The organism is Sporosarcina sp. FSL K6-3457 (assembly GCF_038007285.1).
In the GTDB taxonomy this organism is placed as follows: Bacteria; Bacillota; Bacilli; order Bacillales_A; family Planococcaceae; genus Sporosarcina.
Genome location: NZ_JBBOWX010000002.1, coordinates 182,940 through 208,622 on the forward strand (window position 1 = coordinate 182,940; position 25,683 = coordinate 208,622).

General features: G+C 41.0%; 30 protein-coding genes. 22 read left to right on the top strand and 8 right to left on the bottom strand.

The genetic code is table 11. The features are described 5' to 3' along the window. Positions 1–126 precede the first annotated feature (126 nt). The 6 genes from N1I80_RS22830 to N1I80_RS22855 all read left to right on the top strand — a co-directional run bounded on the left by N1I80_RS22830 (position 127) and on the right by N1I80_RS22855 (position 8,578). The gene (locus N1I80_RS22830) at positions 127–2,121 is read left to right on the top strand and encodes a methyl-accepting chemotaxis protein (RefSeq protein ID WP_340740273.1); all 1,995 of its coding nucleotides are present in this window, start codon (positions 127–129) and stop codon (positions 2,119–2,121) included. A 388-nt stretch (positions 2,122–2,509) separates the two neighbouring features. Continuing rightward, positions 2,510–2,905 carry a transcriptional regulator SpxA gene (gene spxA / locus N1I80_RS22835; RefSeq protein WP_186669618.1) on the top strand — a complete coding sequence of 132 codons (396 nt, stop codon included), beginning with the start codon at positions 2,510–2,512 and terminating at the stop codon, positions 2,903–2,905. A 431-nt stretch (positions 2,906–3,336) separates the two neighbouring features. Next, positions 3,337–3,999 (top strand): adaptor protein MecA, encoded by a 663-nt coding sequence (gene mecA, locus N1I80_RS22840; protein WP_340740274.1) that lies wholly within the window; start codon positions 3,337–3,339, stop codon positions 3,997–3,999. A gap of 166 nt (positions 4,000–4,165) precedes the next feature. Then, positions 4,166–5,275 (top strand): competence protein CoiA, encoded by a 1,110-nt coding sequence (locus N1I80_RS22845; protein WP_445683722.1) that lies wholly within the window; start codon positions 4,166–4,168, stop codon positions 5,273–5,275. Positions 5,276–5,326: 51 nt separating this feature from the next. Further along, positions 5,327–7,147 (top strand): oligoendopeptidase F, encoded by a 1,821-nt coding sequence (gene pepF, locus N1I80_RS22850; protein WP_340740275.1) that lies wholly within the window; start codon positions 5,327–5,329, stop codon positions 7,145–7,147. Positions 7,148–7,693: 546 nt separating this feature from the next. Further along, positions 7,694–8,578: a nuclease-related domain-containing protein gene (locus tag N1I80_RS22855; RefSeq protein WP_340740332.1), complete on the top strand. Its 885-nt coding sequence runs from the start codon at positions 7,694–7,696 to the stop codon at positions 8,576–8,578. A 715-nt stretch (positions 8,579–9,293) separates the two neighbouring features. On the opposite strand, the gene N1I80_RS22860 is transcribed toward N1I80_RS22855, so the two are convergent. The 3 genes from N1I80_RS22860 to N1I80_RS22870 all read right to left on the bottom strand — a co-directional run bounded on the left by N1I80_RS22860 (position 9,294) and on the right by N1I80_RS22870 (position 11,277). Further along, positions 9,294–10,100, bottom strand: coding sequence for a DsbA family protein (locus tag N1I80_RS22860; protein WP_340740276.1), 807 nt, complete (start codon positions 10,098–10,100; stop codon positions 9,294–9,296). Next, the gene (locus N1I80_RS22865; protein ID WP_340740277.1) at positions 10,097–10,489 is read right to left on the bottom strand and encodes a globin domain-containing protein; all 393 of its coding nucleotides are present in this window, start codon (positions 10,487–10,489) and stop codon (positions 10,097–10,099) included. The genes N1I80_RS22860 and N1I80_RS22865 overlap by 4 nt, the downstream gene beginning before the upstream one ends. A gap of 104 nt (positions 10,490–10,593) precedes the next feature. Then, positions 10,594–11,277: a lytic transglycosylase domain-containing protein gene (locus tag N1I80_RS22870; RefSeq protein ID WP_340740278.1), complete on the bottom strand. Its 684-nt coding sequence runs from the start codon at positions 11,275–11,277 to the stop codon at positions 10,594–10,596. A gap of 157 nt (positions 11,278–11,434) precedes the next feature. Here N1I80_RS22870 and N1I80_RS22875 point away from each other — a divergent pair, with 157 nt between their 5' ends. The 4 genes from N1I80_RS22875 to N1I80_RS22890 all read left to right on the top strand — a co-directional run bounded on the left by N1I80_RS22875 (position 11,435) and on the right by N1I80_RS22890 (position 14,410). After that, on the top strand, positions 11,435–11,815 hold the full coding sequence (locus N1I80_RS22875; RefSeq protein ID WP_340740279.1) for a UPF0738 family protein: 381 nt from the start codon (positions 11,435–11,437) through the stop codon (positions 11,813–11,815). A gap of 207 nt (positions 11,816–12,022) precedes the next feature. Then, positions 12,023–12,691, top strand: coding sequence for a GTP pyrophosphokinase (locus tag N1I80_RS22880; RefSeq protein WP_340740280.1), 669 nt, complete (start codon positions 12,023–12,025; stop codon positions 12,689–12,691). Positions 12,692–12,696: 5 nt separating this feature from the next. Continuing rightward, a complete protein-coding gene (locus N1I80_RS22885; RefSeq protein WP_340740281.1) occupies positions 12,697–13,497 on the top strand; it encodes an NAD kinase in 801 nt (266 codons plus the stop codon). Continuing rightward, entirely contained in the window at positions 13,469–14,410 is a 942-nt protein-coding gene (locus N1I80_RS22890) for an RluA family pseudouridine synthase (RefSeq protein ID WP_340740282.1), read from the top strand. Before N1I80_RS22885 ends, N1I80_RS22890 begins: the two co-directional genes overlap by 29 nt. On the opposite strand, the gene prpE is transcribed toward N1I80_RS22890, so the two are convergent. After that, positions 14,394–15,134: a bis(5'-nucleosyl)-tetraphosphatase PrpE gene (gene prpE, locus N1I80_RS22895; RefSeq protein WP_340740283.1), complete on the bottom strand. Its 741-nt coding sequence runs from the start codon at positions 15,132–15,134 to the stop codon at positions 14,394–14,396. The genes N1I80_RS22890 and prpE overlap by 17 nt on opposite strands. 84 nt (positions 15,135–15,218) lie before the next feature. On the opposite strand from prpE, the gene mgtE reads away from it, so the two are divergent. Next, the gene (gene mgtE / locus N1I80_RS22900; protein WP_340740284.1) at positions 15,219–16,592 is read left to right on the top strand and encodes a magnesium transporter; all 1,374 of its coding nucleotides are present in this window, start codon (positions 15,219–15,221) and stop codon (positions 16,590–16,592) included. Between the two features lie 84 nt (positions 16,593–16,676). Then, a complete protein-coding gene (locus tag N1I80_RS22905) occupies positions 16,677–17,084 on the top strand; it encodes a hypothetical protein (protein WP_340740285.1) in 408 nt (135 codons plus the stop codon). Positions 17,085–17,410: 326 nt separating this feature from the next. Here the strand turns inward: N1I80_RS22905 and N1I80_RS22910 are convergent, their stop codons facing one another. After that, on the bottom strand, positions 17,411–17,950 hold the full coding sequence (locus N1I80_RS22910) for a CotY/CotZ family spore coat protein (protein ID WP_340740286.1): 540 nt from the start codon (positions 17,948–17,950) through the stop codon (positions 17,411–17,413). A gap of 106 nt (positions 17,951–18,056) precedes the next feature. On the opposite strand from N1I80_RS22910, the gene N1I80_RS22915 reads away from it, so the two are divergent. The 7 genes from N1I80_RS22915 (at position 18,057) to N1I80_RS22945 (ending at position 21,369) form a co-directional block, all read left to right on the top strand. After that, complete coding sequence (locus N1I80_RS22915) at positions 18,057–18,473, top strand: hypothetical protein (RefSeq protein WP_340740287.1); 417 nt, start codon at positions 18,057–18,059, stop codon at positions 18,471–18,473. Further along, positions 18,473–18,928 carry a stage V sporulation protein AC gene (spoVAC, locus tag N1I80_RS22920; protein ID WP_340740288.1) on the top strand — a complete coding sequence of 152 codons (456 nt, stop codon included), beginning with the start codon at positions 18,473–18,475 and terminating at the stop codon, positions 18,926–18,928. The genes N1I80_RS22915 and spoVAC overlap by 1 nt, the downstream gene beginning before the upstream one ends. Continuing rightward, positions 18,922–19,923 carry a stage V sporulation protein AD gene (locus N1I80_RS22925; protein WP_340740289.1) on the top strand — a complete coding sequence of 334 codons (1,002 nt, stop codon included), beginning with the start codon at positions 18,922–18,924 and terminating at the stop codon, positions 19,921–19,923. Before spoVAC ends, N1I80_RS22925 begins: the two co-directional genes overlap by 7 nt. Positions 19,924–19,932: 9 nt before the next feature. Beyond that, a complete protein-coding gene (gene spoVAE / locus N1I80_RS22930; RefSeq protein ID WP_340740290.1) occupies positions 19,933–20,295 on the top strand; it encodes a stage V sporulation protein AE in 363 nt (120 codons plus the stop codon). A gap of 267 nt (positions 20,296–20,562) precedes the next feature. Continuing rightward, positions 20,563–20,709, top strand: a complete 147-nt coding sequence (locus N1I80_RS22935; RefSeq protein ID WP_340740291.1) for a YjcZ family sporulation protein — start codon at positions 20,563–20,565, stop codon at positions 20,707–20,709. Positions 20,710–20,725: 16 nt separating this feature from the next. Continuing rightward, on the top strand, positions 20,726–20,980 hold the full coding sequence (locus N1I80_RS22940; RefSeq protein WP_340740292.1) for a stage VI sporulation protein F: 255 nt from the start codon (positions 20,726–20,728) through the stop codon (positions 20,978–20,980). 86 nt (positions 20,981–21,066) lie between these two features. After that, positions 21,067–21,369 carry a hypothetical protein gene (locus N1I80_RS22945; protein ID WP_340740293.1) on the top strand — a complete coding sequence of 101 codons (303 nt, stop codon included), beginning with the start codon at positions 21,067–21,069 and terminating at the stop codon, positions 21,367–21,369. A 48-nt stretch (positions 21,370–21,417) separates the two neighbouring features. Here the strand turns inward: N1I80_RS22945 and N1I80_RS22950 are convergent, their stop codons facing one another. The 3 genes from N1I80_RS22950 to N1I80_RS22960 all read right to left on the bottom strand — a co-directional run bounded on the left by N1I80_RS22950 (position 21,418) and on the right by N1I80_RS22960 (position 23,194). Further along, a complete protein-coding gene (locus N1I80_RS22950) occupies positions 21,418–21,852 on the bottom strand; it encodes a GNAT family N-acetyltransferase (protein ID WP_340740294.1) in 435 nt (144 codons plus the stop codon). A 3-nt stretch (positions 21,853–21,855) separates the two neighbouring features. Further along, positions 21,856–22,371, bottom strand: coding sequence for a YjcG family protein (locus N1I80_RS22955; RefSeq protein WP_340740295.1), 516 nt, complete (start codon positions 22,369–22,371; stop codon positions 21,856–21,858). A gap of 100 nt (positions 22,372–22,471) precedes the next feature. After that, on the bottom strand, positions 22,472–23,194 hold the full coding sequence (locus tag N1I80_RS22960) for an esterase family protein (RefSeq protein ID WP_340740296.1): 723 nt from the start codon (positions 23,192–23,194) through the stop codon (positions 22,472–22,474). Between the two features lie 110 nt (positions 23,195–23,304). Here N1I80_RS22960 and N1I80_RS22965 point away from each other — a divergent pair, with 110 nt between their 5' ends. From N1I80_RS22965 to N1I80_RS22975, 3 genes are all read left to right on the top strand, one after another. Further along, positions 23,305–23,889 (top strand): phosphatidylglycerophosphatase A family protein, encoded by a 585-nt coding sequence (locus N1I80_RS22965; protein WP_340740297.1) that lies wholly within the window; start codon positions 23,305–23,307, stop codon positions 23,887–23,889. 190 nt (positions 23,890–24,079) lie between these two features. Then, positions 24,080–25,072, top strand: a complete 993-nt coding sequence (locus tag N1I80_RS22970; RefSeq protein ID WP_340740298.1) for a TAXI family TRAP transporter solute-binding subunit — start codon at positions 24,080–24,082, stop codon at positions 25,070–25,072. 96 nt (positions 25,073–25,168) lie between these two features. Continuing rightward, positions 25,169–25,678: a DUF1850 domain-containing protein gene (locus tag N1I80_RS22975; protein ID WP_340740299.1), complete on the top strand. Its 510-nt coding sequence runs from the start codon at positions 25,169–25,171 to the stop codon at positions 25,676–25,678. Positions 25,679–25,683: the final 5 nt, after the last annotated feature.

Below are 25,683 nucleotides of genomic sequence, written 5' to 3' on the forward strand. Positions count from 1 at the left end.
TGATGTGGCATTTATGTGACTAAACAAATTTCGAAGGGGATTTGCTAATAGTTGTTAAATGAGCTAAAAATTTTGATCCTTTAGCCGATATAGTGAAAAATGACTATAAATAAAGGGGGAATAGAAATGTTGTCAAATAGAACTAAAGTCACTATTAAGCAAAGGTTAATTTTAAGTTTTTTACTTGTGAGCCTTGTTCCGATGTTTATTGTAGCCATTGTTATCTACAATACTTCTGTGAGTGAAATTGTCAATCAGGAAGAGGATTCGATGCAACAATTTACTGAAAGTACTGCACAAGGAATTGAGGAATGGATTGGAAGCCGGGCAAGTGAAATCAAATTGGCTTCGAAGACAGAAGAAATCACATCACTAGATTCTAAAAAGCAAAATCAGCTGGTTAATATCATTAAAGAACAGGATCCAGCGTATGAGGTCATTATTTTTGTCGACACAGAAGGGATTGCGAGAGCACATACAACTAAAGAACAGATAGATGTACAAAACCTTTCTGAAAGAAACTACTTTCAAAATGGGATGAAGGGAGAAGACACAATTTCAAATGTGTTAATCTCTGGTACGACGGGGAATCAGATGATTGCTTTGTCTACCCCGGTTTTTTCCTCTTCGGGGAAAATCACAGGTGTACTCGTAGCGACGCTAAACTTTAATCACCTTGTGGATAAGTATTTAAATAATGAAAATCAGAATTTACAGCCTATTATAGTTGACAGCAGTGATGTCATCCAAGTTCATCCGAATGCTGATCTTATTGGAAAGTCACTGGACGAATCTAATTTAGATGCGAAATGGCTAACTGTATTTGAAGAAGGAAAAGGCTCTAGTGGCTATACCACAATTGGTAAAAAGTCTGATGCCATGCTTGTTTCTGCTGCGCCAATCGAGCTTGTTGATTACGGCCTTTATTTCGTTTCACCAATGAAAGCTATTCTTTCAGCAACAGAGAAAACGAAATTATTCAGCGTAATTATTTTTGGTGTATCCGTACTCGTTATCCTTGCTGTGGCGCTATTCATAGCCTCCCGAATCAGCCGACCTATTCGTCAAGTAACCGACCAAGTGAAAGCGTTCTCTGATGGGGATTTCAGCGTCAATCCACTCATCATAACTAGCTCTGACGAAACAGGCTATTTGGCAGATAGTTTAAACAAGATGCAGCAAAATCTTCATCAGTTGATTACGCAAATCGGAGAAAATTCATCCCAAGTTTCAGCTGCATCGGAAGAATTAATGGCTAGTGCCGAACAATCTAGTCAAGCTTCCGAACATATTACACTGACAGTCGAAGAAGTGGCCAGTGGGGCAGAGGTGCAAATGGGAACTGTTGAACGTACTGTTCAAAATACCGATACGCTTTCTATGAATGTAAACCAGATAGCATCTCATGCAAAACTGACTTCCACTTTATCTGAACAAGCATTAGGGAAAGCAGGAACTGGAAATGAAACGATTCAATCGACTGTCATCCAAATGGAATCCATTTATGAAACAATGAAAGAATTGTCAACCTCTATTACCGGAATGAGTGAACGTTCAAAAGAAATCGATCAGATTGTTGAAGTCATCTCTGGTATAGCCGCACAAACCAATTTACTCGCCTTAAATGCTGCAATCGAAGCAGCACGTGCAGGTGAACAAGGGAAAGGATTTGCTGTCGTCGCAAATGAAGTGCGCCATCTTGCAGAACAATCGTCCCATTCCGCCCAGCAAATTACACAGCTTATTTCAAATGTCCAAATGGAGTCAAATAATTCAATCCGGATGATGGAAAAAGGCCAAAAAGAAGTAGAAGATGGTGTTCAAATCGTACATGTAGCAGGTCAACTCTTCGCAGAAATCAAGCATGATTTAAACGATGTAGCAGAAAAGTCTATGGAAGTTTTAACTTCAACAAATCAGATGATAGAAGGTACGGTTGATGTCGTGGAATCGATTAGTCATATTTCAGATATTTCAAATCGTACACTTTCCGGTACCCAAAATATATCAGCAGCATCTGAGGAGCAATTAGCTTCCATGGAAGAAATTTCATCCTCAGCCACAGTTTTGGCTGGTATGGCAGAGAATCTACAAGAAATGATTTTGAAATTCAAACTATAGCCTGAAACTTTTTTGAATTTAAATGAAACCTTTACCCATCGACAAACGTATTATATAAGAGAAGGACCAATAATTATTTTCAATTAGCAGTCACCTAAATGAGAAAGTATTTTGTTTGACAAATCAGATGTTTAAAAACTTGAGCTGCTGGGTATAACAGTATAGAGCAGAAATGCATATGTTATTGAGTTGCAGCAAAGCCGTTAAGTATTGTGGAATTGTGACAAAATGCTACAGTTTGGCAATTTATTTTTAAAAAGTGTATTCATCGGTAATGAATATGTGTATAATAGGCTTTAGTAGTAACCACATTAAAATTATTCTAATTCAATATGTACAAATATAATTTCTAACATTTAATCCGACTGAAAGGAAGTGTCAGCATATGATGGTAACATTATTCACATCCCCAAGCTGTACATCATGTAGGAAAGCAAAAGCGTGGTTAGAGGAACACGAAATTCCGTATACAGAGCGAAATATATTTTCTGAACCTTTGAATATTGACGAGATAAAAGAAATTCTTCGTATGACAGAAGATGGAACGGACGAAATTATTTCAACGCGTTCGAAAATTTTCCAAAAGCTGAATGTTGATGTAGAAAGTCTTCCATTGCAACGTCTATACGAGCTAATCCAGGAACATCCTGGCCTTTTGAGAAGACCGATTATTCTCGATGAAAAAAGGTTGCAGGTGGGGTATAATGAAGATGAGATTCGTCGATTCCTACCGAGAAAAGTAAGAGCCTATCAGCTGCTTGAAGCGCGGCGCATGGTAAACTAATCCAACAATAGTGTGAAGCTGATGGGAATTGACATTGAAAAATGCCGTAAACCTATCAGCTTTTTTATTTGTATTTAGCGGATGTCACAGATTTTGAAAGGAGTTATGAAGGCAACCTAGGTTCGCCGCGTCCTGCGGCAACAAGGAAGGATGCAATTCAATCCTTCCCCGTTGCATGACCGGCATCATGCAGGCCTCAAGCTCGATTCAAAATCTGGACGCAATTACGCCGTGGTGTAATTGATTTCTCTTGCTTTCCCAGAGGATGTTTTCTACAATGCTATTACTATCAAAATTATTCATCCTGAGGCAGAACCCTTTCAAATCTCGTAGGATGGTCATATATTAAGTATAAGCATTGCAGGATTTTTACACACATTGATTGAGGGGAACCGGTCAAATCCTGTTTTAGAGGAAAGGAGAGAAAAAGGATGGAAATAGAGCGCATTAACGAAAATACAGTTAAATTTTTTCTTTCATATATTGATATTGAAGAGCGCGGCTTTACACGGGAGGAAGTTTGGTATAATCGCGACAAAAGTGAGGAACTCTTCTGGGAGATGATGGACGAAGTCAATGACGAGTCAGAGTTTGAAATCGAAGGACCATTATGGATTCAGGTGCATGCAATGAGCGGTGGAATTGAAGTGACAGTTACACGAGCACAAATGTCCGAAGATGGCGAACCGGTCGACTCACCTTTTGGCATAGATGATCCAAGAAAATTATTTCCAAATGACAGTGGGATGTTTGCAGACGATGAAGAGATGATACCGGATGTGAATGTTGGTGCACAAGAGTGGCTCGATAATGTATTTGTCTTCAAAGAATTCGATGACCTCATTCCATTAACGAGTCGAGTGGAGGGGTATATCGTCAAATCATCCCTTTATGCATATGAAAATAATTATTATTTGCATATCGAATATGAGGATGAAACAATGGATGAAGCGAGGAAAACAGATTTGTTCAGCGTCATTTCTGAATTCGGAATGCCATCTAACCTGACGAAACATCGACTTGGGGAATATGGTAAAGTCATTATGGATGCAGATGTTTTCACGAACATTCAACACTACTTTGGAACGAAGTGAATAAGTTCAAAACAGCTATCAATGCGATAGCTGTTTTTTGTGCTTGCAATTTAATTAGAAAATTTGTAAAATTAAAGTCAATTAGACTATAGTGCCTAAGTCTAACTGAAGTGAAAAGGAGGGAATTCGTATACTGACAGCAAAATCAGCAAGTGGACAACTCATTATTCTTACACCGGAGTTAACAAGGGAACAGTTGAAAAAATGGCGAAGGACAGAATTATTCTATTGCCCTCAATGCAAATCCCCGCTTCAATTAAAAGTTGGAGAAATTATGATTCCGCATTTCGCACATAAAAAAGATACTAGCTGTTCAGCCTGTTTTTCAGAAGGTGAAACGCAAGAACATTTGCAAGGAAAGCTGCAGTTGTATCATTTTTTGCAAAAACAGACGAAGCATGTCGAACTTGAACCTTTTTTGCGTATGTTGTCACAACGCCCTGATCTTCTTGTGACAACAACATCGGCTTCAACACCTATTGAGTTTCAGTGCAGTACAATCCCTGTCTCTGACATGGAGTCGAGGTCTAACGGTTATCGTAGTATAGGAATGAAACCGATATGGATTTTGCATACCCCAGCAAAGTTCACAACATTACCTCAAGCTGTTGGTATGTTCTATTTTTCTAAGTTCCACGAAAGCTTCTTAACCCACACATACCCTGAAGCTTATACATTTCTCACGTACAATCCCCAAAAAGAACGCTTCCATTATTTTTCTAGTTTGATCCACGTTGCAGGAAAACGATATATTGGTATCCATCGGTCATTACCGTTATCGAAGCAAGTATTTCCGTTTGCAAAACCTAAAGCCCCATCTAAGGAAGAGTTACATCAATATGTAGCCATTTATGTATCCATGCGTAATGATTTTCTACAATCACGTATTTTATTAAATCGAAGAGGGGTAAATGATTCTTTTTTGAAAATATGTTATGAAATGCGTGTTCATCCAACGAATCTTCCCTTATGGATTGGAATCCCCGTGACATTTAGCGAGTCGTTTCGAGAGCATGATTGTGAATGGCAATTGGGACTTATCCATTTTATGAAGTGGAGGGGAATCCGTTTCAGTGATTTAACGGAAAATCAAATTCGTGGCTATTTGTCGAGTATAGAAGGTGTATCTATAGGAAGACTACAAGCGTGTGTGGCCTATCGAGATTTACTCATAGCGGAAGGAATTGAATCATTTCAAAATAGTTCTGTAATCAATGATAAAATGATTTTTCGTGTATTATCAGAAAGATTACTTGCAAAGCGGTATGAAAATTGAGAAAATAGAACTGATTCGTTTCCCGAAGTAACGGGAGAAGGGGGATTATCGATGACGACTGAAACTAATAACAAAGTATTGACACGTGATGAAGTGAAAGTGGAGGAGACTTGGCGCTTAGAGGACATCTTCGCATCAGATGAGGCGTGGGAACAAGCCTATACGGATGTTGAGGAATTCTCAAATAAGGCGGCGACCTACAAAGGAACACTGCATAACGGAGCAGATGCGCTCTACGATGCACTAGTTTACCGTGATACGCTCTCAGAAAGATTACGCCGTCTCTACACATATGCACATTTAAAGACGGACCAAGACACGACAAATAGCTTCTATCAGGCGATGGATAGCCGTGTGAAATCACTCTACGTAAAAGTATCTACAGCTTTATCATTTTTCCTACCAGAGCTACTGGCAATGGATGAAGCGGAATTGAACAAGCAAGTGGAGACGCATGAGGGATTGCGTTTGTATAAGCAGGAATTTGAAGAAATTAATACGCAAAGACCTCATGTTCTACCAGCTGAACAGGAAGCACTTCTTGCGCAGTTATCTGAGGTGACAGGTCAATCTTCAGAAACATTTAGTATGTTGAACAATGCAGATTTAACGTTTCCAATGGTGAAAGACGAAAATGGAGAAGAAGTTGAGTTGTCGCACGGTCGCTATATTCGATTTTTAGAGAGTGATGATGCTCGCGTTCGAGAAGATGCGTTTAAAGCGACGTACTCCAAATATGGAGAATTTCAAAATACATTCGCATCGACCCTTTCTGGAAATGTGAAACGTGATAACGTCAACGCTAGTATCCGTAACTATTCATCTGCACGTGAAGCTGCGATGTCCAATAATCATATTCCGGAACAGGTTTATGAAAATCTAGTCTCTACAATTAATAAAAATGTGCACTTGCTTCAGCGTTATGTGGCGCTTCGTAAAAAAGTGTTTGGACTTGAGGATCTTCACATGTGGGATATGTACGCACCGCTTGTAAAAGATGTCGATATGGAGATCCCATACGAAGAAGCAGCTCAGACGATGCTTGATAGCTTCCATCCGCTCGGAGAAGACTATGTATCGATTGTTCAAGAAGGACTGGATAATCGTTGGGTCGATGTTCGTGAAAATAAAGGCAAACGCTCGGGTGCATATTCTTCTGGAGCTTATGGTACCAACCCGTATATTTTAATGAATTGGCAAGATAACGTCAGCAACTTGTTCACATTGGCACATGAATTCGGCCACAGTGTCCATAGTTATTACTCGCGTAAAAGCCAGCCATTCATTTATAGCGGTTATTCAATCTTTGTAGCGGAAGTTGCATCGACTGTGAATGAAGCACTGTTGAATGATCACCTGCTAAAAACGATTGACGATGAACAAAAACGTATTTATCTGTTGAATTATTGGCTAGATGGTTTCCGTGGAACCGTATTCCGTCAAACGATGTTTGCTGAATTTGAGCATTTGATTCACGAGTTGGATCAGCAAGGTGTTGCCTTAACGGCTGAAAAACTAACTGAAGAGTATTATGCGCTCAATAAAAAGTATTTTGGTGATGATCTTGTTGTTGATGAAGAGATTGGTCTCGAATGGGCACGGATTCCACACTTCTACTATAATTATTATGTCTATCAATATGCGACAGGCTATAGTGCAGCAGTAGCGCTCAGCAATCAAATTTTAACAGAAGGTGAGCCAGCTGTTGAACGTTATATCAATAACTTCTTGAAAGCAGGTTCTTCTGATTATCCGATTGAAGTGCTAAAAAAAGCAGGCGTTGATATGACAAGTGCTGCGCCGATTGAAGAGGCATGCCGTGTATTTGAAGAGAAGTTAAATGAGCTTGAGTCACTTCTTTTGAAAAACTAAATCATACTATCTTACAGCCCTATTTGTTATGTAGGGCTGTATTTTATTATATAAAAATAATTTAATGGGTATATTGTTAAGCGAGTACGTCTCTGTTATATATTAGTGCATCCTGTTGTATAACTATGAGGCTGTGGGTTTAACAATGATTTGAAATGTGACATTCATGTGAATTGTATTGTGAAAAGTTGCTGTTACTATTATTTTGTGATAAGGTAAGGATGTGAAATAGATCACATACCAAACATACACCCCTTTTGTTTGAACGTGAACATTTCTCCCATTCCCTTTGTAAAAGAGCATTCACTCCCCCCCAGGAGTAGGATGCTCTTTTTTGTTATAAGGCTATGTGATTCGGTAGTAAATGAATCCGGGGAATTTGGATAACTATTGTCAATTACTGTCCTTTTCAGTATAATTAAATAGAATTATCAGTTTACGTAGAAGGGGTTGGATATCATAAGCATTACTATTCAACGAAAAAAACCAATTTTACTCAAAGGAATTCCACGCCTAATCGCCCGGCTTCCTCCTGAACATCGAAAAGTGCAGTTTTTACAAAACCAACTTTATCGAATTGGAGCCGGCTATTCGGGCGAATGCAACGCCGATGCTTATATTGAGAGGACGCAATTCCCTCAAATGATGAAAGTTTTTACTGATGTACATTTGTCTACTTCCCCAAAATTCACATTTCAAATAGACACTTTGGTAATCACGGAACGATATGTCTTAATTGTCGAGGTGAAAAATCTTAAGGATACAGTCCGATTTGTACCAAATCCTCCTCATCTAGAACAAGTACTCAAAACTGGTGACGAAGTGGTCCTCGATTGCCCGGTCCATCAGATTGAATCGAATAAGTCGAATCTTGATGAATGGTTTCGTCAGCGGGGCATTCATTTGAAAACACTAGGCTTACTTGTTCTCGCTAATCCAAATACAAAAGTGATAGATGCCCCAGATGATTTCCCTATTATTTATAAAAAACAAATTCCTTTTTATCTTCAAAAGTTGCAACCATTTGAAAGAATTCTAACGTCTAGTCAAATTGAAACTATAACAAGACAAATGATTGTTGAACAACAGCAATTTAATCCGTTTCCACTTTGCTCCTTTTATCATATTAGTCCGAGTGACTTACGGAAAGGCTTACTCTGTCCTGATTGCCATGGGCAACTCCGACAGAAAAATCGAGAGACTTGGTATTGTCCAAGTTGCTCAAAGAAAGCTGATGATCCCTATAATGAAGCTATTCAGGACTGGTTTATGCTTGTTAAAAATTCGATGAATAATGAGGAATGTAGAAATTTTTTGAGATTGAAGAATGGAAATGCAGCCTGTTACGTACTCTCGAAGTCGAATCTGGTTAAAAAAGGTAAGTTTAAGACGGCATTTTATATTGTCGGAAATCGAATAAACTGTCCTTGACGGATAGTCTAGAGTCTTTCTTTTTAAGAAAGGCTCTTTTTGTAAGTGAAGGAATAATAGACTACTATTATTTTCGAGGTGATGGACTGTCAGTGAAAGTAGCCGAACTGTCAGTGAATGCAGCGAAACTGTCAGTGAAAGTCCAGGAACTGTAAGTGAATGTAGCGGAACTGTCAGTGAAAGCGACCAAACTGTCAGCGAATGCGTGAACTGTCAGTGAAAGTCCTAGAACTGTCAGTGAAAGCAGCGAAACTGTCAGTGAAAGCGATCAAACTGTAAGCGAGGGCGTGGACTGTCAGTGAAAGTCCTGGAACTGTAAGTGAAAGCAGCGAAACTGTCAGTGAAAGTCCAGGAACTGTAAGTGAATGTAGCGGAACTGTCAGTGAAAGCGACCAAACTGTCAGCGAAGGCGTGAACTGTAAGTGAAAGTCCAGGAACTGTAAGTGAATGCAGCGGAACTGTCAGTGAAAGTGACCAAACTGTAAGTGAATGCGTGGACTGTCAGTGAAAGTCCTGGAACTGTAAGTGAATGCAGCGGAACTGTCAGTGAAAGCGATCAAACTGTAAGTGAATGCGTGGACTGTAAGTGAAAGTCCTGGAACTGTAAGTGAAAGCAATCAAACTGTCAGCGGAAACTCGTCCTCCCTAGACGCCACCATAACAAAAACCACTCCATCGCCGGCTAACTACCGGGAAATGGAGTGGTTCTTGTTCGTTATAGTTGTTTTTTGCGCCAGAGGGTCGTGTCTTGGAAAGTGATTCGTTCAATATATTGTTGAAGGAGTCGTTTTTTTAATTCGCGTTCGGCTGATTTTTCGGAGATATTGTAAATATCTGCGATTTCATTTGTAGCTAGTACATCGAAACGTTGGAACAAATCTTCTAGTGGTGGTGGAATGTCAGGGATGATGGTCATACCGACTAATTCCTCTAAAATTTGTTCGTATACTTCGTATTCGTATAAGCCGCTTACTTTTAGTCCTTCATCTTCAATATTGCCATTGAAAAAAACAAAGGTAGCAGCTTTATCGACTTCCATTTCTTTTGCCATATAGACATCAACTTGTAAAGAACGCAAGACATTTTTGGAAGAAAAGTCGCGAATGAATTCATCGACATCGAGCTCTAACTTTTCAGCAATTTCAACGAGTACTGAAAAGGAGGAGACATTTCGGGATTTTAAGAAAGAGTATTCAAATACCTTTGACAGGAAGCGTAAGCCAGCACGCTTTCCTTGGAATTCCGCTGCTTTCACTGCGATGATAGGGTAAGTTGGATGCACTTTGTCGCAGGCTAGTGCATCCTCGTTTTTCTGTATACATGGCAGGTTCATCGATGGTAATGATGTACGCAATGCAATTCGAAGTGTGAAATAGCGATCATACTCTAGTTGTAACTTGCGAAGAAGAGGCTGGAGAGACCAGCAATCCTCACACAAAGGGTCAATGAAGACATATAATTCGATGGGTCTTGCACATGTAGAAGGGACCATCGAATTTTCCATTACTGTTTGTCGGTTCACAGGTGATCCTCCTCGCTCCTGTTCACCATATGGTTTGCAGTTAAGACAAGACGCTTATAGTACATGTCTCGTAAGCTTCCTTCAAGTCCGACTTCATCCATTGCTTCGGCCATGCAAGAAAGCCATGCTTCTGCGCGAACGGGTGTGATTGGGAAGGGGTTATGACGAGCTTTCATCATTGGGTGACCGTGTTCGTCTGTATATAAATTGGGTCCGCCTAAATATTGTGTTTGAAATTGTTTTTGTTTTCGTGCCGTTTCCGCCCAGTCACCCGGGAAAATAGGGTATAGGTCTGGATGGACAGCCACTTTAGTGTAAAATAAGTCGATAAGTTCCGACAACTTTTCAGCACCGATCTCCTCATAAGGGATCAAAGGTTTTCGCATCATAATGTCAATCTCCTTTGCTCTGACTGTACTGATATTCTACCAACCTGGCGCAACTTTCTCAAACAAATCGCTTACAAGTGATCCCCACCTCAGTTAGACACCTGCTAAATCCTAGCGTAATTCAGTACTTTTTGCACATACTGCTCGGTTTCTTTGAAAGGAGGAATACCACCATGCTTCTTCACATTTCCGGGACCGGCATTGTATGCAGCTAAGGCTAGTTCAGTATTACCGTCGAACTGATTGAGCATTTGTTTTAAATATTTGGCTCCACCCATGATGTTTTGGACGGGATCGAAACTGTCTGTTACACCGAGGAATTTTGCTGTGCCCGGCATGAGTTGCATAAGTCCTTCAGCGCCTGAGCGGCTGACAACGCTATTGTTGAAGTTCGATTCTTGTTTAATGACAGCAGCGATTAAGTTTTCGGGTAGACCAAATTTCTCTGCTGCTTGCTTGACGATGTCGCTATATTGGCCATTATCAATAGGGCTAGATCCAAATGAAATAGGTGCTTGTTGTGATGTACGAAGTATTGCAGCTAATGTGGAAGGCTCAAAAACACGATTACTTCCTGCATAGCGTAGGCTTTCGGTTTGATTTACATGATTGAGTAATGATGAAGAAACGGAAGATAAGGAGTCTGTTACAGACGATTGGCCTCCCAATTCATCTAACATCATTTGAAATACTGAGGTCGAAGAATCCTGTCCGGCATTCGGTTGAACAGAGCCAAAAGATTGCAAGGCATTGATTTCCATTAGTGTACGAATCGCACGTGTATCCATTATGATCTTTCCTTTCTGCCATCAGGCTCTAAGTTTACGAAATAGCACTCTACTAAGTAGTATACCAATAGTACAAAGAAAACGCATTTTCGAAACTGCAAGGCCGCGCTCCATATGGTAAACTGAACATAATGACATATGAAGGGAAGAAGAAATTGTGAGCATTCAACATCAAATTAACAGCGGAATCCGAGACGGAGGAGAAATCCGCTTTTTATTGGACGAAACGGCTGACCAGCCACAGGGCGTTCCATCTGGCAAGATGATTACGGATTCTGAAGACTTATCATTTGTGTATTTGTTAGAAGTAGAAGAGGGCTATCGTCATCTCCATTTTACACGGGCAGCGTGGCCACTTATGGTGGATGTGTTGAAGTCGGATGTGGATCCGGTACTGGTATGGAAAGATGAGATAATGGCGTTACCTGGATTTAAAGATGAGCTAACGATGCTTATTTATAATATTGAGGGAAATGATAACTACGGGGAAGCATTCTCTTCAGCAGTCGAGCAAGCATTCCAAGACATACTTAACTGAATCCGGCTGGGGTTCAAACCCCAGCCGGATTCAGTTAAAGCCTCCGGCGGATGTCACAGATTTTGAAGGGAGTCAATTTCGCTTATCCAAGTGCCTTAATTTCTGCAAAAAACGCAGAAATATGGCAAATCGAACCCTTTGCTGTTCGATTCGCAATTACGCCGAGGCGCAATTGATCAAGTAGACTAACAGCTGGGAGGGGTCCAGATGAGGCAATGGAGTCAATTTCTTGAACCTTATAAACAAGCAGTAGATGAATTAAAGGTGAAATTTAAAGGGCTACGCAATCAATATGATTTGGAAGACGTACATACGCCTGTTGAATTTGTGACAGGCAGAGTGAAGCCGCTCGCGAGTATTTACGATCGAACACTTGAAAAAGGGATTCCCTTTGAACCGTCGGCAGAATTGGCTACGGAATTGCCCGATATTGCGGGACTTCGCATGATGTGTCAATTTGTCGACGACATTGGCACGGTTGTTGAAACGCTACGCCAGCGAAAAGATCTTGAAATCGTTGAAGAACGTGATTATATATCGCATAAAAAACCGAGCGGCTATCGATCCTATCATATGATTATCAAGTACCCCGTTCAGACTATTCATGGGGAGAAAACGATTTTGGCAGAAATCCAGATCCGCACATTGGCGATGAATTTTTGGGCTTCAATCGAGCATTCCTTGAATTATAAATATGAGGGTGAAATGCCGAACGAAATTAGATTGCGTCTTGAAAGAGCAGCAGAAGCAGCCTTTCAATTGGATGAAGAGATGTCGCAAATTCGTGATGAAATCCAAGATGCACAACAATATTTCAGTGCCTTTAAAGAAACAGCTACGAGAAGCTACGACCAAAAGGATCGAAGAAAGCGGTGAAGAACATGAAATTTGCTATCCAATCACGAAATGATGAGTTATCGAACCGGCTAATGGAAGAAGCAAAAGGTTATTTGATTAGTTTCGGACTTGTTTTTGATGAGGAAGAACCTGAAATTGTCCTGTCGATTGGCGGCGATGGTACTTTACTACATGCGTTTCATAAATATCAGCACCGTTTGCAAGATACTGCTTTTGTTGGTATTCATACGGGACATCTAGGTTTTTACGCGGATTGGAAGCCAGAAGAGATGGAAAAGCTCGTCATTTCCATTGCGCGTACAGAATTTGAAGTGATTGAATATCCACTCCTTGAAGTAACAATTAATTACCGTAATTTGGATAAAAGTGCAACGTATCTTGCGTTGAATGAATCTACGATTAAATCATCTGAAGTGACGTTTGTCGTGGATGTTGAACTCAATGGCGAACATTTTGAACGCTTTAGAGGGGATGGTTTATGTATGTCAACGCCATCTGGATCGACTGCGTATAATAAGGCACTTGGGGGAGCGATCATCCATCCTTCGCTTCCGGCTATGCAATTGGCGGAGATGGCTTCCATTAATAACCGGGTTTTCCGAACGCTAGGTGCACCACTGGTGTTACCTGATCATCATAAATGTATTTTAAAGCCTGTCAAAGGGCCAGATTTTATGTTGACGATTGATCATTTGCAGTTGCTCCATAAGGACGTCAAGTCGATTGAGTATGTTGTCGCAAAGGAAAGAGTACGCTTTGCAAGATTCCGTCAATTTCCGTTTTGGAAACGGGTGCATGATTCCTTTATCGACAGTGATATTTGATGTGATGAAGAAAGATTTGCGTTTTCGTCTCGTATTTTTAGTGGATGAAGAAGGAATGTTACTGCGGGAATTTCTTCATTCGAAAGGCATTTCGAAAAGAACATTGACTGCGACAAAATATGAAGGCGGCCATTTAACGGTCAATGGTCATGAACAAAATGTGAGGCATCGCTTACAGCTGGGGGACGAGGTTGCGATTATTTTCCCGCCGGAGCAGCCGAGTGAAGGCTTACATCCAGAAGATGGACCGTTAGACATTGTCTATGAAGATGAAGCCATCCTTATACTGAATAAGCCGCCAGGGCAAAGTACAATTCCTTCCCGAGATCATCCAGGGGGCACGGTTGCAAATTATGTTGCAGGTAAATTTGTTCGTGATGGCCTACCCGCAACGGTGCATGTTGTCACGCGTCTCGACAAAGATACATCGGGGTTGATTTGCATAGCAAAAAACCGGCATATCCATCATCTACTCAGTGAACAGATGGTGTCTTCCGGTTTTCATCGTCAATATGTTGCGATTGTTGAAGGTTGGGTGAAGGAGAACTGTTTTACTATCGAACAGCCAATCGGTAGAAAAGATGGCAGCATCATCGAACGAATGGTACGTGAGGATGGCCAATTTGCTAGAACGGATGTAGAAGTGCAGCACCATTTTGAAAAAGAGGGACATGCACTGACAAGGATTGCGTTAGTCCTGCATACAGGGAGAACGCACCAAATTCGTGTACATTTACAATGGGCAGGCTATCCACTTGCTGGAGATGATTTATACGGGGGCACAGAGCATTGGATTGGGCGTCAAGCGTTGCATTGTGCAACGCTCAGTTTTAGGCATCCACTAACAGGGGCTGACATACAATTCGATAGTGATATGCCAGCAGATATGCAAAATATCAGTCGAATACGGTGAATTTATCTGCTAGGAATGGCTGTAACGAAGGCACCGAAACAACTTCCATTTCTGGGTAGCGTAATGCTGTTAGCTTGCCGCCAAAGACACATCCTGTGTCGACATTGACTGTATGCTGTAAAAAGCGGGCTTCATGGACAGGCGTGTGACCGTAAACAATGCATGCTTGTCCGTTGTACTGTTTGGCCCAATCGCGCCTGACAGGTTTGCCATCTGGTAACTTTTCGCCCGTAATATCGCCATATAGGACGAAAACACGGACTTTTTCTGAGTAAGGTCTACCAATTAGTCGCTCGGGAATCCCGGCATGCGCAATGATTAGCTCACCGGCGTTGAAGGTTTGGTATAACGACAAAGCTTCATAAAACTGGCGATATCTATTCAGGAATTGTTTGCGCTGTTCTTTCGATAATACGTCGATTTCAGCCACGGTCGTTTCCAGTCCATGTGTCAACTGCACATGATTACCTTTAGCAAATCTGTAAAGTTTATTGCAATGATTTCCCGGGGAATAATAGAGGGCATGTGCATCCTGCATCTTGAATAATAGTTGTAACATCTTTAAAGAGTCAGGACCTCTATCCATTGCGTCTCCCACAAATGCTAGATGTCTGCCTTCTGAGTGGACTGGAATTCCCATATCCATGGTGTAGCCCAGTTTTTGAATTAATGTGATGAATTCATCATAACACCCGTGGATATCTCCAATAATATCGAATTTCATAATTTTCTCCACCCTTTTGTATGGAATGTATGCTATTATAATACCCTATTTAGGGGAATGTACGCTGGAAAGGAAGGTGTAGCTATGGAAACACATGAAGAGTACAAAGAAGAAGTTGTTTTTGATGAAGAAAAACTGATAGGGACGCTTGTGAATGAAGACATAAAAGCATTCCGGGATGAATACCTACTCCTTCATCCATATGATCGAGCGATTTTCTACGAGAAGGTTAGCGTCGATCTTCGTAAAATTATGTATCACTACTTATCACCGAAAGAGCTTGCCGAAATTTTTGAGACAAGTGAAATCGATGATAATGAATACAAACAGTTCCTTCAGGAGATGGACACGACGTATGCAGCGGACATGATTTCGTACATGTTCGTGGATAACGCGGTAGATGTCCTGAAGGAACTCGATAAATCACAGGCAGTTAGTTATTTAACGTTGATGGACAAGGAGGCAGCCACAGAAATTAAAGCGTTACTCCATTATGAGGAGTATACAGCTGGTTCCATTATGACGACGGAATACGTCACGATTCCACAAAATTCGACTGTCCGTTCCGCAATGACTATTTTGCGCAATGAAGCGCCAAAAGCAGAAACCATCTATTATGTCTTTGTTGTGGATGACGATAATCGACTAACGGGTGTTGTGTCACTACGTGATTTGATCATTGCGCATGAGGATACGCTAATCAGTTCCATTATGAGTGAGCGTGTCGTTAGCGCACTAGTGTCGGACGATCAAGAAGAAGTCGCGCGGACTATCAAGGATTATAATTTCCTTGCGATACCAGTTGTTGATTTTCAACAACATATACTAGGAATTATTACAGTCGATGATATTATCGATGTTCTCGAAGAAGAGGCATCTGATGACTATGCAAAATTTGCCGGGGTTTCCAATATGGATACATTCGACAAAAATTCATTCTCAGCGATGAAAAAAAGATTGCCATGGCTTATTATTTTGCTTGTGCTTGGCATGCTTACTGCAAATTTAATAGATCTATTTACAGAAACCATTTCAAAAGTGGCACTTCTTGCGGCATTTATTCCCCTTATTGCAGGGACTGCTGGGAATAGTGGAACGCAGGCGCTTGCGGTTGCTGTACGCGGTATTGCGACAGGCGATGTAGAGGATGAAAGTAAATTTAAGTTACTGCTGCGCGAGGCAGGAACAGGACTTATGACAGGATTTACTTGTGCGGTATTCGTGGTTGGGCTCATTTATGTTTGGAAGCATGAATTCCTTATTGGCTTGTTAGTTGGAGCAGCCATTTTTGTTTCGATTTTTGTCGCAACAATTTCAGGATCGTTCATTCCACTGCTCATGCATAAAATGAAAATTGACCCTGCTGTCGCATCAGGTCCTTTTATCACGACATTGAATGATATTATTAGTGTTATTATATATCTTGGTCTTGCAACGGTTTTCATCAGCGATTTGTAGATTGCTGATGAAAATCGTTTTTTTTTGAAGGTTATTTTCTATGAACATCAATAAACTGGGCGCATATACTAAAGAAAAAAGGATGTGCTGATCATTTTACGAAATGAGCCGTTATTATTCGTTCAGGGGCCACCCGTCTTTATTAAAGTTGCTCTTAAGCATGAGGAAAGCACGTCGGTTTTCGTACTAAGTGGGGAAGAGTCGGAGATAGCTAGTGAAGTGGAAGTAGAGCAGGAGCAAGCGGAATCTGTGAAAGTTGCCGAGCCATCTGTAATGAGAAGGATTATGTATCTTGGAACACCGTTTTCCAGGCAGGTCTATCGCCCGTTACAGTTTGTGTTAGCTGATGAAACACTTACGGGTACGATTGAAAAGATTGAAGGAGAAACGGTTGTTATTGGCATGGGGGAGGATGGAACGGAATTGGTTTCAGTAGAAATGGCTAAAATCGATGAAATACTTTGGCGAGGCGATCCATTTGTCGAAGACTAAAGATGACGGCAGGGCAGAAACTTCTGTCCTGTCTTTAGTAGTTTGACTCGAAAATTATAAAAATTGTCCAACCGGTATAGATTGGTTGGACAGTTTGGGCATTGCAGGCTAAATCAATCGCGCCCTGGCGTAATTGCGTCCAAATTTCGAATTGCGCCCGCAGGATGCGGGTATGCAGTGGAGAGGGATGTAGTTCAATCCCTCTTTATTGCGACAGGACGTCGCGTACTTAGACTGCCTGCAATTAACTCCCTTCAAAATTTGTGACATCCGCCGGAAGCTTAATTTAAAACAGCAGGGGGTTTCTGCTGATTTAAATTAATCAATTAATCCTCGTCACATTCGATGAATACGTCTCTTACGCATTGAATTGCGCAGAAGCATTTTAAGTCGACCGTCACACATGAGCCTGTCGCTTCAAAGCGTTCTACTTCACACATTGCGTTAAAATCGAGCTTACCATGTTTGAATAAATTTACTCTGTTACCCTGTCTGTCACGTGGTTCAAGAACTTGTAAAGTTGCACAGCAGTTGTCAAATACATTTTGTACTCTAAAGAAGACAGAGAAGCAGCTAGCGCAATCATTTCCTTGCTCATTAGAATTATTACGTCTTCTTCTTTGATTGAACATTGCTTTGAAGGGATCGCCCTCATCGTTCATCAGCATGAATACCCGTGTATTGGCTCGTTGTCGTGAAGGACTTACAAGGCTACCAAGTGGGGTTAAGAAGCAGTCAGTTCTACAATCGTCACAATCTCGGTCATCTCGAATATCCTGTATCCGTCGAATCGCTCGGACAACCTCACAAATACAGTTATCATGGCGACGAACATCCGCCACATCATCATTTCTTCCACATCCCATTAATTCCACCTCCTTCTTTCAATTCTTTATACTTTATGCGCTGAAGTTCGTCGTGTTAGGGCGGACGAACCGGTTATGAATAAAGTTCAGATTGAAAAGGCATACTGTGAAGAAAATGGAGGGGATGTATATCCGAAAACTGGGACTGGTGATAGTTGCGCTAGTGATGCTAACAGGATGTGCAGAAAATGGCATTCAGATTCACAACGATTCAAGTGAAGATGTTAGGAAAGCTGAAGAAGTATTTATGAAAGATAAACATCTTACAGCTGTAGTTACTGTGTTTCATGATAATGACTTGTTAACAGGTGTCTCGCTTAAAACATTTTCAAGATTTAAAAAAGAGAAAATCGAAAAGAGTCTAAAGAAAAAACTAGAGCAATTATATCCGGAGTTAGATGTCACCGTGTCAGCCGATAGTAAGATATGGATGGAAGCGAACAAACTCATCAATTCGGATCATGAAAAAGACATGGGTGACAAAATTGATAAGCTGAAACTACTTTTAAAGGAAGAGACCTAATGGATGAAAAAAAGTATGCACAATTAGAACAACAAACTTCGCCGAAAACTCCCTTATTGCGTAATGTGATTTTTGCATTTCTAACAGGTGGAACAATCTGTTTGATTGGTCAATTTGTTTCTCTTTTTTATATGACGTTTTTTGATTTCACAGAACGGACAGCAAGCAATCCGACTGTTGCAACAATGGTGTTTTTTGCAATGCTATTAACTGGTTTTGGCCAATATAAGAAAATTGGCCAGTTCGGGGGAGCGGGCAGTGCGGTGCCGATAACTGGTTTCGGTAATGCAGTTATTTCTGCTGCTATCGAGCATAAGTCAGAGGGCTATGTGCTTGGTGTAGGTGGCAACATGTTTAAATTAGCCGGATCAGTTATTCTGTTTGGTGTTTTTTCAGCATTTGCCGTTGCATTGGTTAAAACAATTCTTGTCAAATTTGGAGTCGTATCATGGTAGCGCGCGGGTTACTGACATTCAAAACGATGCCTTCGATTGCTGCAACGGGTGTAACAGTAGGTCCACTGGAAAAGAAGAGCCCATTTGCGAATCAGTTTGACAAAGTGTATAACGATGAACGTTGTGGCCTAAAGACCAATGAACACGCCCATGCAAAAATGATTGAGGATGCCTGTATGATTGCGTTAAGTAAAGTAGATTCCGTACCAAGCGACGCTGACTTTCTATTAATCGGTGATCTTGTCAATCAAATGACACCGTCCAATTTTGGTGCCACAACATTGGAAATTCCATACATTGGCTTGTTTTCAGCTTGTGCGACATCTGTGTCCTCGCTTTTGATGGCAGCATTGTTAACAGAGGCAGGCATGTCAACATGTGCCGTCGCAGGTTCGGCAAGTCAACATAATGCAATTGAGCGGCAATTTCGCTATCCCATCGAGTACGGCGCACAAAAATCTGAAACGGCTCAGTGGACAGTGACAGCCGCGGGTATAGCAGCCGTCACTCCTTATAAAAAAGGAGTTCCTTCTATTACATGTGCAACAATCGGATGTGCAACGGATCTCGGTATGACAGATCCACTCAATATGGGGGCTGCAATGGCACCGGCGGCAGCAGATACATTAACGCGTCATCTTGACGGGCATGGAACTAAAGCGAGTGATTACGATTGTATTATGACGGGAGACCTTGGTAAGACAGGGTTTGAATTATACAAAATATTAATAGGAAATAAAGGAGTCGACGCGACGGACAATTTCCGAGATGCAGGTGCGGAATTTTACGGTGATGATCCGGTGTTTTTATCTGGAGCAAGTGGGGCGGGCTGTTCAGCAGCTATTTATTTCACTGAAATCATTGGGAAAATGATGGCAGGTGACTATAAGCGTGTCTTGCTCATTGCGACAGGTGCGTTGTTGTCGCCCATGTCGTTCCAACAAGGCGATACGATTCCATGCATTGCGCATGCAGTTGAATTAACGATGAAATGAGTGGGCATAATGATTTCAATTTTTATAACGTCTTTTATTGTAGGTGGGCTGATTTGTGTTGTAGGTCAGCTATTATTTGATGTAGCGAAACTAACTCCTGCCCATACACTGTGTATATTGGTCGTTGCGGGATCTGTATTAGATGGTTTTGGACTGTATGAACCCTTTATCGACTTTGCAGGTGCTGGTGCGACGATACCGATTACTTCTTTTGGTAATTCATTAACCCATGGTGCAATGGCTGAAGCTGAAAAACACGGCTTCATCGGTGTGTTAACGGGGATGTTTGAAGTGACGAGCTCAGGAATTAGTTCTGCTATTTTGTTTGGCTTCATAGCCGCGCTTATTTTTAAATCAAAAGGAAAAATCTGAGGAAAGATCAATTACGCCTTGGCGTAATTGCGTTCGGATTTTTTCGAGCTAGAGGCCTACAGGATGTAGGTCATGCAGTCGTTGCGACATGACGTCGCGTTCTTAGACTGCCTTCTTAAGCTCCCCTGAAAAAATCCGTGACATCCGCCGGAGGCTTGATCTTTGTTCAGCGGAGGTCTTCTGCTGAATAAAGATCAACTAGACGTTTTCCCCACACCTCTCTTTCTTCTCCGCATAGGATATGTGGAAGGGAAGGAGGGGTTTTTCATGTATGGAGGATACAATCCTTGTGTAGGCGGATACGGATGCGGTGGATACGATGGCGGAAGAGGCTATAACTATGGCGGTTCGACATTTGTTCTAATTGTTGTTCTCTTCATCTTGCTCATTATCGTGGGCAAAAGTTTCTTATAAGAAGGGGGGATCATAGATGAATGATTCATTTTTCCGGAAAATCGAATCAAAAACGGGCGTCCCGATGGAGGAAGTGTTTGCGTTAGCAAATGCCATCCAATTCGCGGATTTCAGTGATGAGCGGCAAGTGAGAAAAATTATACGAAAAGTGGGCAAATTAGCAAAAAAAGAAGTGCCACAGCATACAGAAGATGAGCTTGTTCGGTCAATAATAAAGGATGGGAAATCTGTTAATATTCAAGACATCCAAAATATGATTGGCAGACAATAAAGAATTCAGTGAAGATTAGGTTTTATATACCGATAATAATGGTATACTAGTAATAGATAGTAATAAGTAGAAAAGGGGTGTTAACAATGGGTTATCTATTGCCAATTCAACCAATTCAGTCTCAGCAATACGCCAATCGGATGAATATGGAGTCGTATAATTTTGCACATATCAATCGGGTGAACAAAATTAAATTCAATTTCAAGTTTTCCGAGGATTCACATGGTGCATTTCAACAGGAACAAGAGGATGAGGAAGTAATGGAGGTTGCTCATGTTGCCGCCCCTTCTTTAGCAGCTAAAGGGTTTATTTACCCGAACCCTGCAAATCTATCCCCCGCGATTTCACAAGCGGTTGGTAAGGGCCTTTCGGTAAATGCATATGTCTAATTGAATAAAAAGGTTCGCAGTGCTTGTAAAAGCATAGCGAACCTTTTGTTATTCAGTAATGATCTTTTCCATTGCACGATGTGGGATGTCTGCATCCATAAATTCTGGAGAAGTAATGACATAACCTAACTTTTCGTAGAAAGGAATGGCATAGGTTTGGGCATTTAAGATGATTTTATTCATGCCCGTCTCTTTTGCATGTTCTTCGAGTGCATGCATAATGAGATTCCCTAAATGCTGCCCCCGACACTCTTCTAACACACAGACCCGCTCGACTTTTCCGATACCTGTGCTTGTTTCGCGTAGTCGACCTGCGCCGATTGGTGAAGTCATCGAATAGACAACGAAATGGGCAGCATCTTTATCGTAATCGTCTAGTTCAAGGTTGAGTGGAACGCCTTGTTCTTCTACAAAAACTTTTCTTCTGACAGAAAATGCATCTTCCCGCTCAAGGTCAGAAGTCACAATTCTTACTGTGACCAACTGTTAGTTATCCTCATCGAGGCGGAATGTCTCGTACACTGTCCAAGAGCCGTCCTCAAGCTGATAAAGAAGATGGAGGCGGTCAATAATTTCTTTATGATCAACGCCGACCATTTTCAGTTGCCCAATAATATCATCGTGTTCACCGGAAGTGAGTTTTTGTGCAATTGTCACGTGCGGAACGAATGCAAACTCAGGCTCATCACCAGGGAAATTATAGTTCAAATCTTTGTGTAAAGCGACTAAATCATCACTAAGTTCTGCTTTAAAGTAAATTGTATTTGTAATAGGGGCAAATGTGCTGACTTTTGAAATGTTCAACTCAAAAGGGCTATGCTTGTTTGTCACTTCTTTAATCGCTTTTGCAACTTCAGCAATTTCTTGATCATTCGCTTCGAATACACCTTTAACTGTCATATGCGGTGTAATCAGTGCATAATGCGGGTCATATCTTTTCCGATAAGCATTTGCGAGGTCTTGAAGTTTCTTTGATGGGAATGCAACAACGCCGTATTTCATAATATTACCTCCTAGTAAGAATGATTTGGTAAAGGCTTTTATTAGTATTGATTATACCAGAATGCTCGGCAAAATGTTCCTTTTGTCTGAAATCAATTACTTAATAACTATACGTTTTGTGAATCGCGCGGCGGACATCAGGTTGCCAATGCTTCCAAGTATGGTCTCCTTCAAATTCTTCATAGAAGTACGGAAACCCTTTACTTTTAATTAATTCTTTTAATACACGATTCGGCGTTAGGAAATCGAGGGCACCGTCAACGGTTGTTTTCACTGTTGTTTCACCTTTTCCAATGACATGGTAAATGGAGAAGCGTGAAGGGTCTTGTGTAGCCTGTACAGCTTCAAGCACTACGTCATCAACAAAAGGAGAATGCAGAATGACTTGGCCGAAGCAATTTGGATATTTTAATGCAGTTAGCAGAGAAACCGTCGCTGCTAGCGAATCGCCAATCAATCCACGTCCAGTACCAATTTGATAGGTTGGATAATTGGCATCGATATAGGGAACGAGTTCATGAGCAAGGAAGCGAATATAAGCTTCGTTGCGATCACCTTGTGGATGATACATGCGTCTACGTTCCGAAACGCTCTTATACGGGACCCCGACAACAATGACATTTTCAATATCATCTGCATCCATTAATTCATCGACAACACGCCCAATTCGTCCGTATTGGAAGTAATCTTTTCCATCTGATGCAATGAGTACTGAGTATTTATATAGGGGAGAATAGTTATATGGCAAATGGATGAGTAGCTGCATATCCTCGTCCAATTCTTTACTATAAATAGTGATATCTTCAATTTTTCCGTATTTCATTTTGAGAAACCTCCTAGAAGTGTATGTGTATTGAAAGTGTAACATATCGTTAACTATAGGTATAATGGTTACATTGCGTCTGTAAGAAAATTTAAAGGGGATGAGTAAAGATGTTTAATGAGCAAAAGAGTGTCCATTCAAAAGTGGTAACAGCAGCAACGAGAGAGGCTTTGGAACGACGTGGGGTGACGATAGAGGCGGTTGCGGAAATAGTTTTTGAATTGCAGCAACCGTACAATAAAGGGCTTGAAATGGCTCACTGTATCGAATCGGTTGAAGGTGTTTTACGGAAGCGTGAGCTACAGCACGCGATACTGGTTGGCATCGAGTTGGATGAACTGGCAGAGCAAGGGAAGTTGTCAGCTCCATTGCAACAAATTGTAGAATCGGATGAAGGACTATTTGGCGTGGATGAAACGATTGCACTTGGTGCTGTATTTACATACGGTTCGATTGCGGTGACGACATTTGGCCATTTGGATAAAAATAAAACCGGCATCATTCATGAGCTGGATACGAAAGCTGGAAGAGGAATCCATACATTCCTCGATGATCTTGTTGCTAGTATTGCAGCATGTGCGGCTTCGCGCATTGCGCATAGAACCCGCGACTTGGAAGAGGCGGGCGAAACGTTTGAAGATATTACACCCGATGAAACAATGCCTGAAACGAAAGTGAAGGGTGCACAAATCTAAATAGAATATAGGCTTATATTGTCGCGAGCAGCAGAAACGATTTCTTTTTCTAGCTGCTTTTTCTTATTTGAAGTATTTGAAAACGATTGCAAGAAACTGATTAATTGAAAAAATGTTAGCTAAACGGCTTGTATTCATGGTAAAATGAATGTTAAGACTATTTTAACTTGAAAAAGGGGGAAGAAATCGAATGAAAAAAACAAAATTTCGTTTGCTCGGATTCATCATGCTAATGGCAGTACTTGTACTAGCGGCATGTGGTACTGGAGATTCAGGTAGCTCTGGGAAAGGTACTGAATCTGGCAAAACAAAAGAGGATTACGATTTTTTAAGTATTTTAACGGGCGGAACGCAGGGGACGTACTACCCATTAGGTGGATCATTTGCTGATTACATCACAGAAGCTACGGGAATTAAGACAACAGCAGAAGTTTCACAAGCATCGGCTGCAAATATGACGACTCTTCATGATGGAGATGCTGACATTGCATTCGTTCAAACAGATATCGCTTACTATGCTTCAAAAGGTGAATTGATGTTTGATGGTGAAATCATTGATGGGGTGTCTGCCATTGGTGCATTGTATCCTGAAACTGTTCAATTGATTACGCTTGAGAAGAACGCTATTAAAACATATGCTGATTTGAAAGGGAAGAAAATTTCTGTTGGTGCACCTGGATCGGGAACGTACGCAAACGCAGAGCAACTTCTTGAAATTCATGGATTGACAATGGATGATATTAAACCTCAAAATCTTGATTTTGGTGAGTCGCAGGAAAGCTTGCAGTCTGGTCAAATCGATGCTGCATTCATCACAGCAGGAACTCCGACGGGTGCTGTTGAAGGGTTGAACGCAGTTGCAAATGTCTTCGTCGTTCCGGTTGAAGATGCAAAAGCTGATGAATTGATCAAAAAATATCCTTATTACGCAAAAGAAACAATTCCTGCAGGAACATATGGACTGACTGAGGATACACCAGCAGTATCTGTAGGTGCTATGCTCGTTATTCAAAATGAGGTTCCTGAAGATTTAGGCTATGAAATTACGAAAGCAATTTACGATAATGCGTCAAAACTTCAACATGCTAAAGGGAAATTGATTAAAGCTGAATCTGGACTTGATGGTATCGGAATTCCAGTTCACCCTGGAGCACAGAAATATTTTGATGAAGTGAATAAGTAATAAATTAGAAACTGAGCGGGGCGGTGAGGCGTTAAGCTTCAGCCGTCCCATTCTTTGATTTTGGTCAGTTGAATATTATACGGAAGGAAGAGGCGGATGAAATACAAAGTGATAGTCCCGCTCATTCTAGTTGTTATTGCCGTATTATGTTTTATACCTGTTCAACAAGCGTTTACGTTTACTGAACACCGGACCGAACATCCAAAACTCTTTTATATTCCAGTAGAAAGTGATGACAGTTTTCAAATTCGGTATGTCCATTCCATTCATCTAACAGATGTCATTGAATCTTATGAACTAACGGTGGACCAAAAAATTCGACTCGTATCGATGCAATATGAAGATCTGGCAATCGGCTTACCTGGTTATGCGGAAGAAGGAGAAACACTGTCGGTGAATGATGGTGTTTATACGCTTACATATGATGATAATGTCATTGACTCATTTGTTATGTTAATTGGCAATGTGGATGCAGAATTAGCTTTTCGATACCTTGGAGCTGAATTGGATTTAAAGAAACAATTGGTTAGAGGAAAGTCCTATACATTTTGTGTGAAAAAACTATCTATCTATCAACTACTGAAGGGGGTCAATATGAATGGATAAAAAGA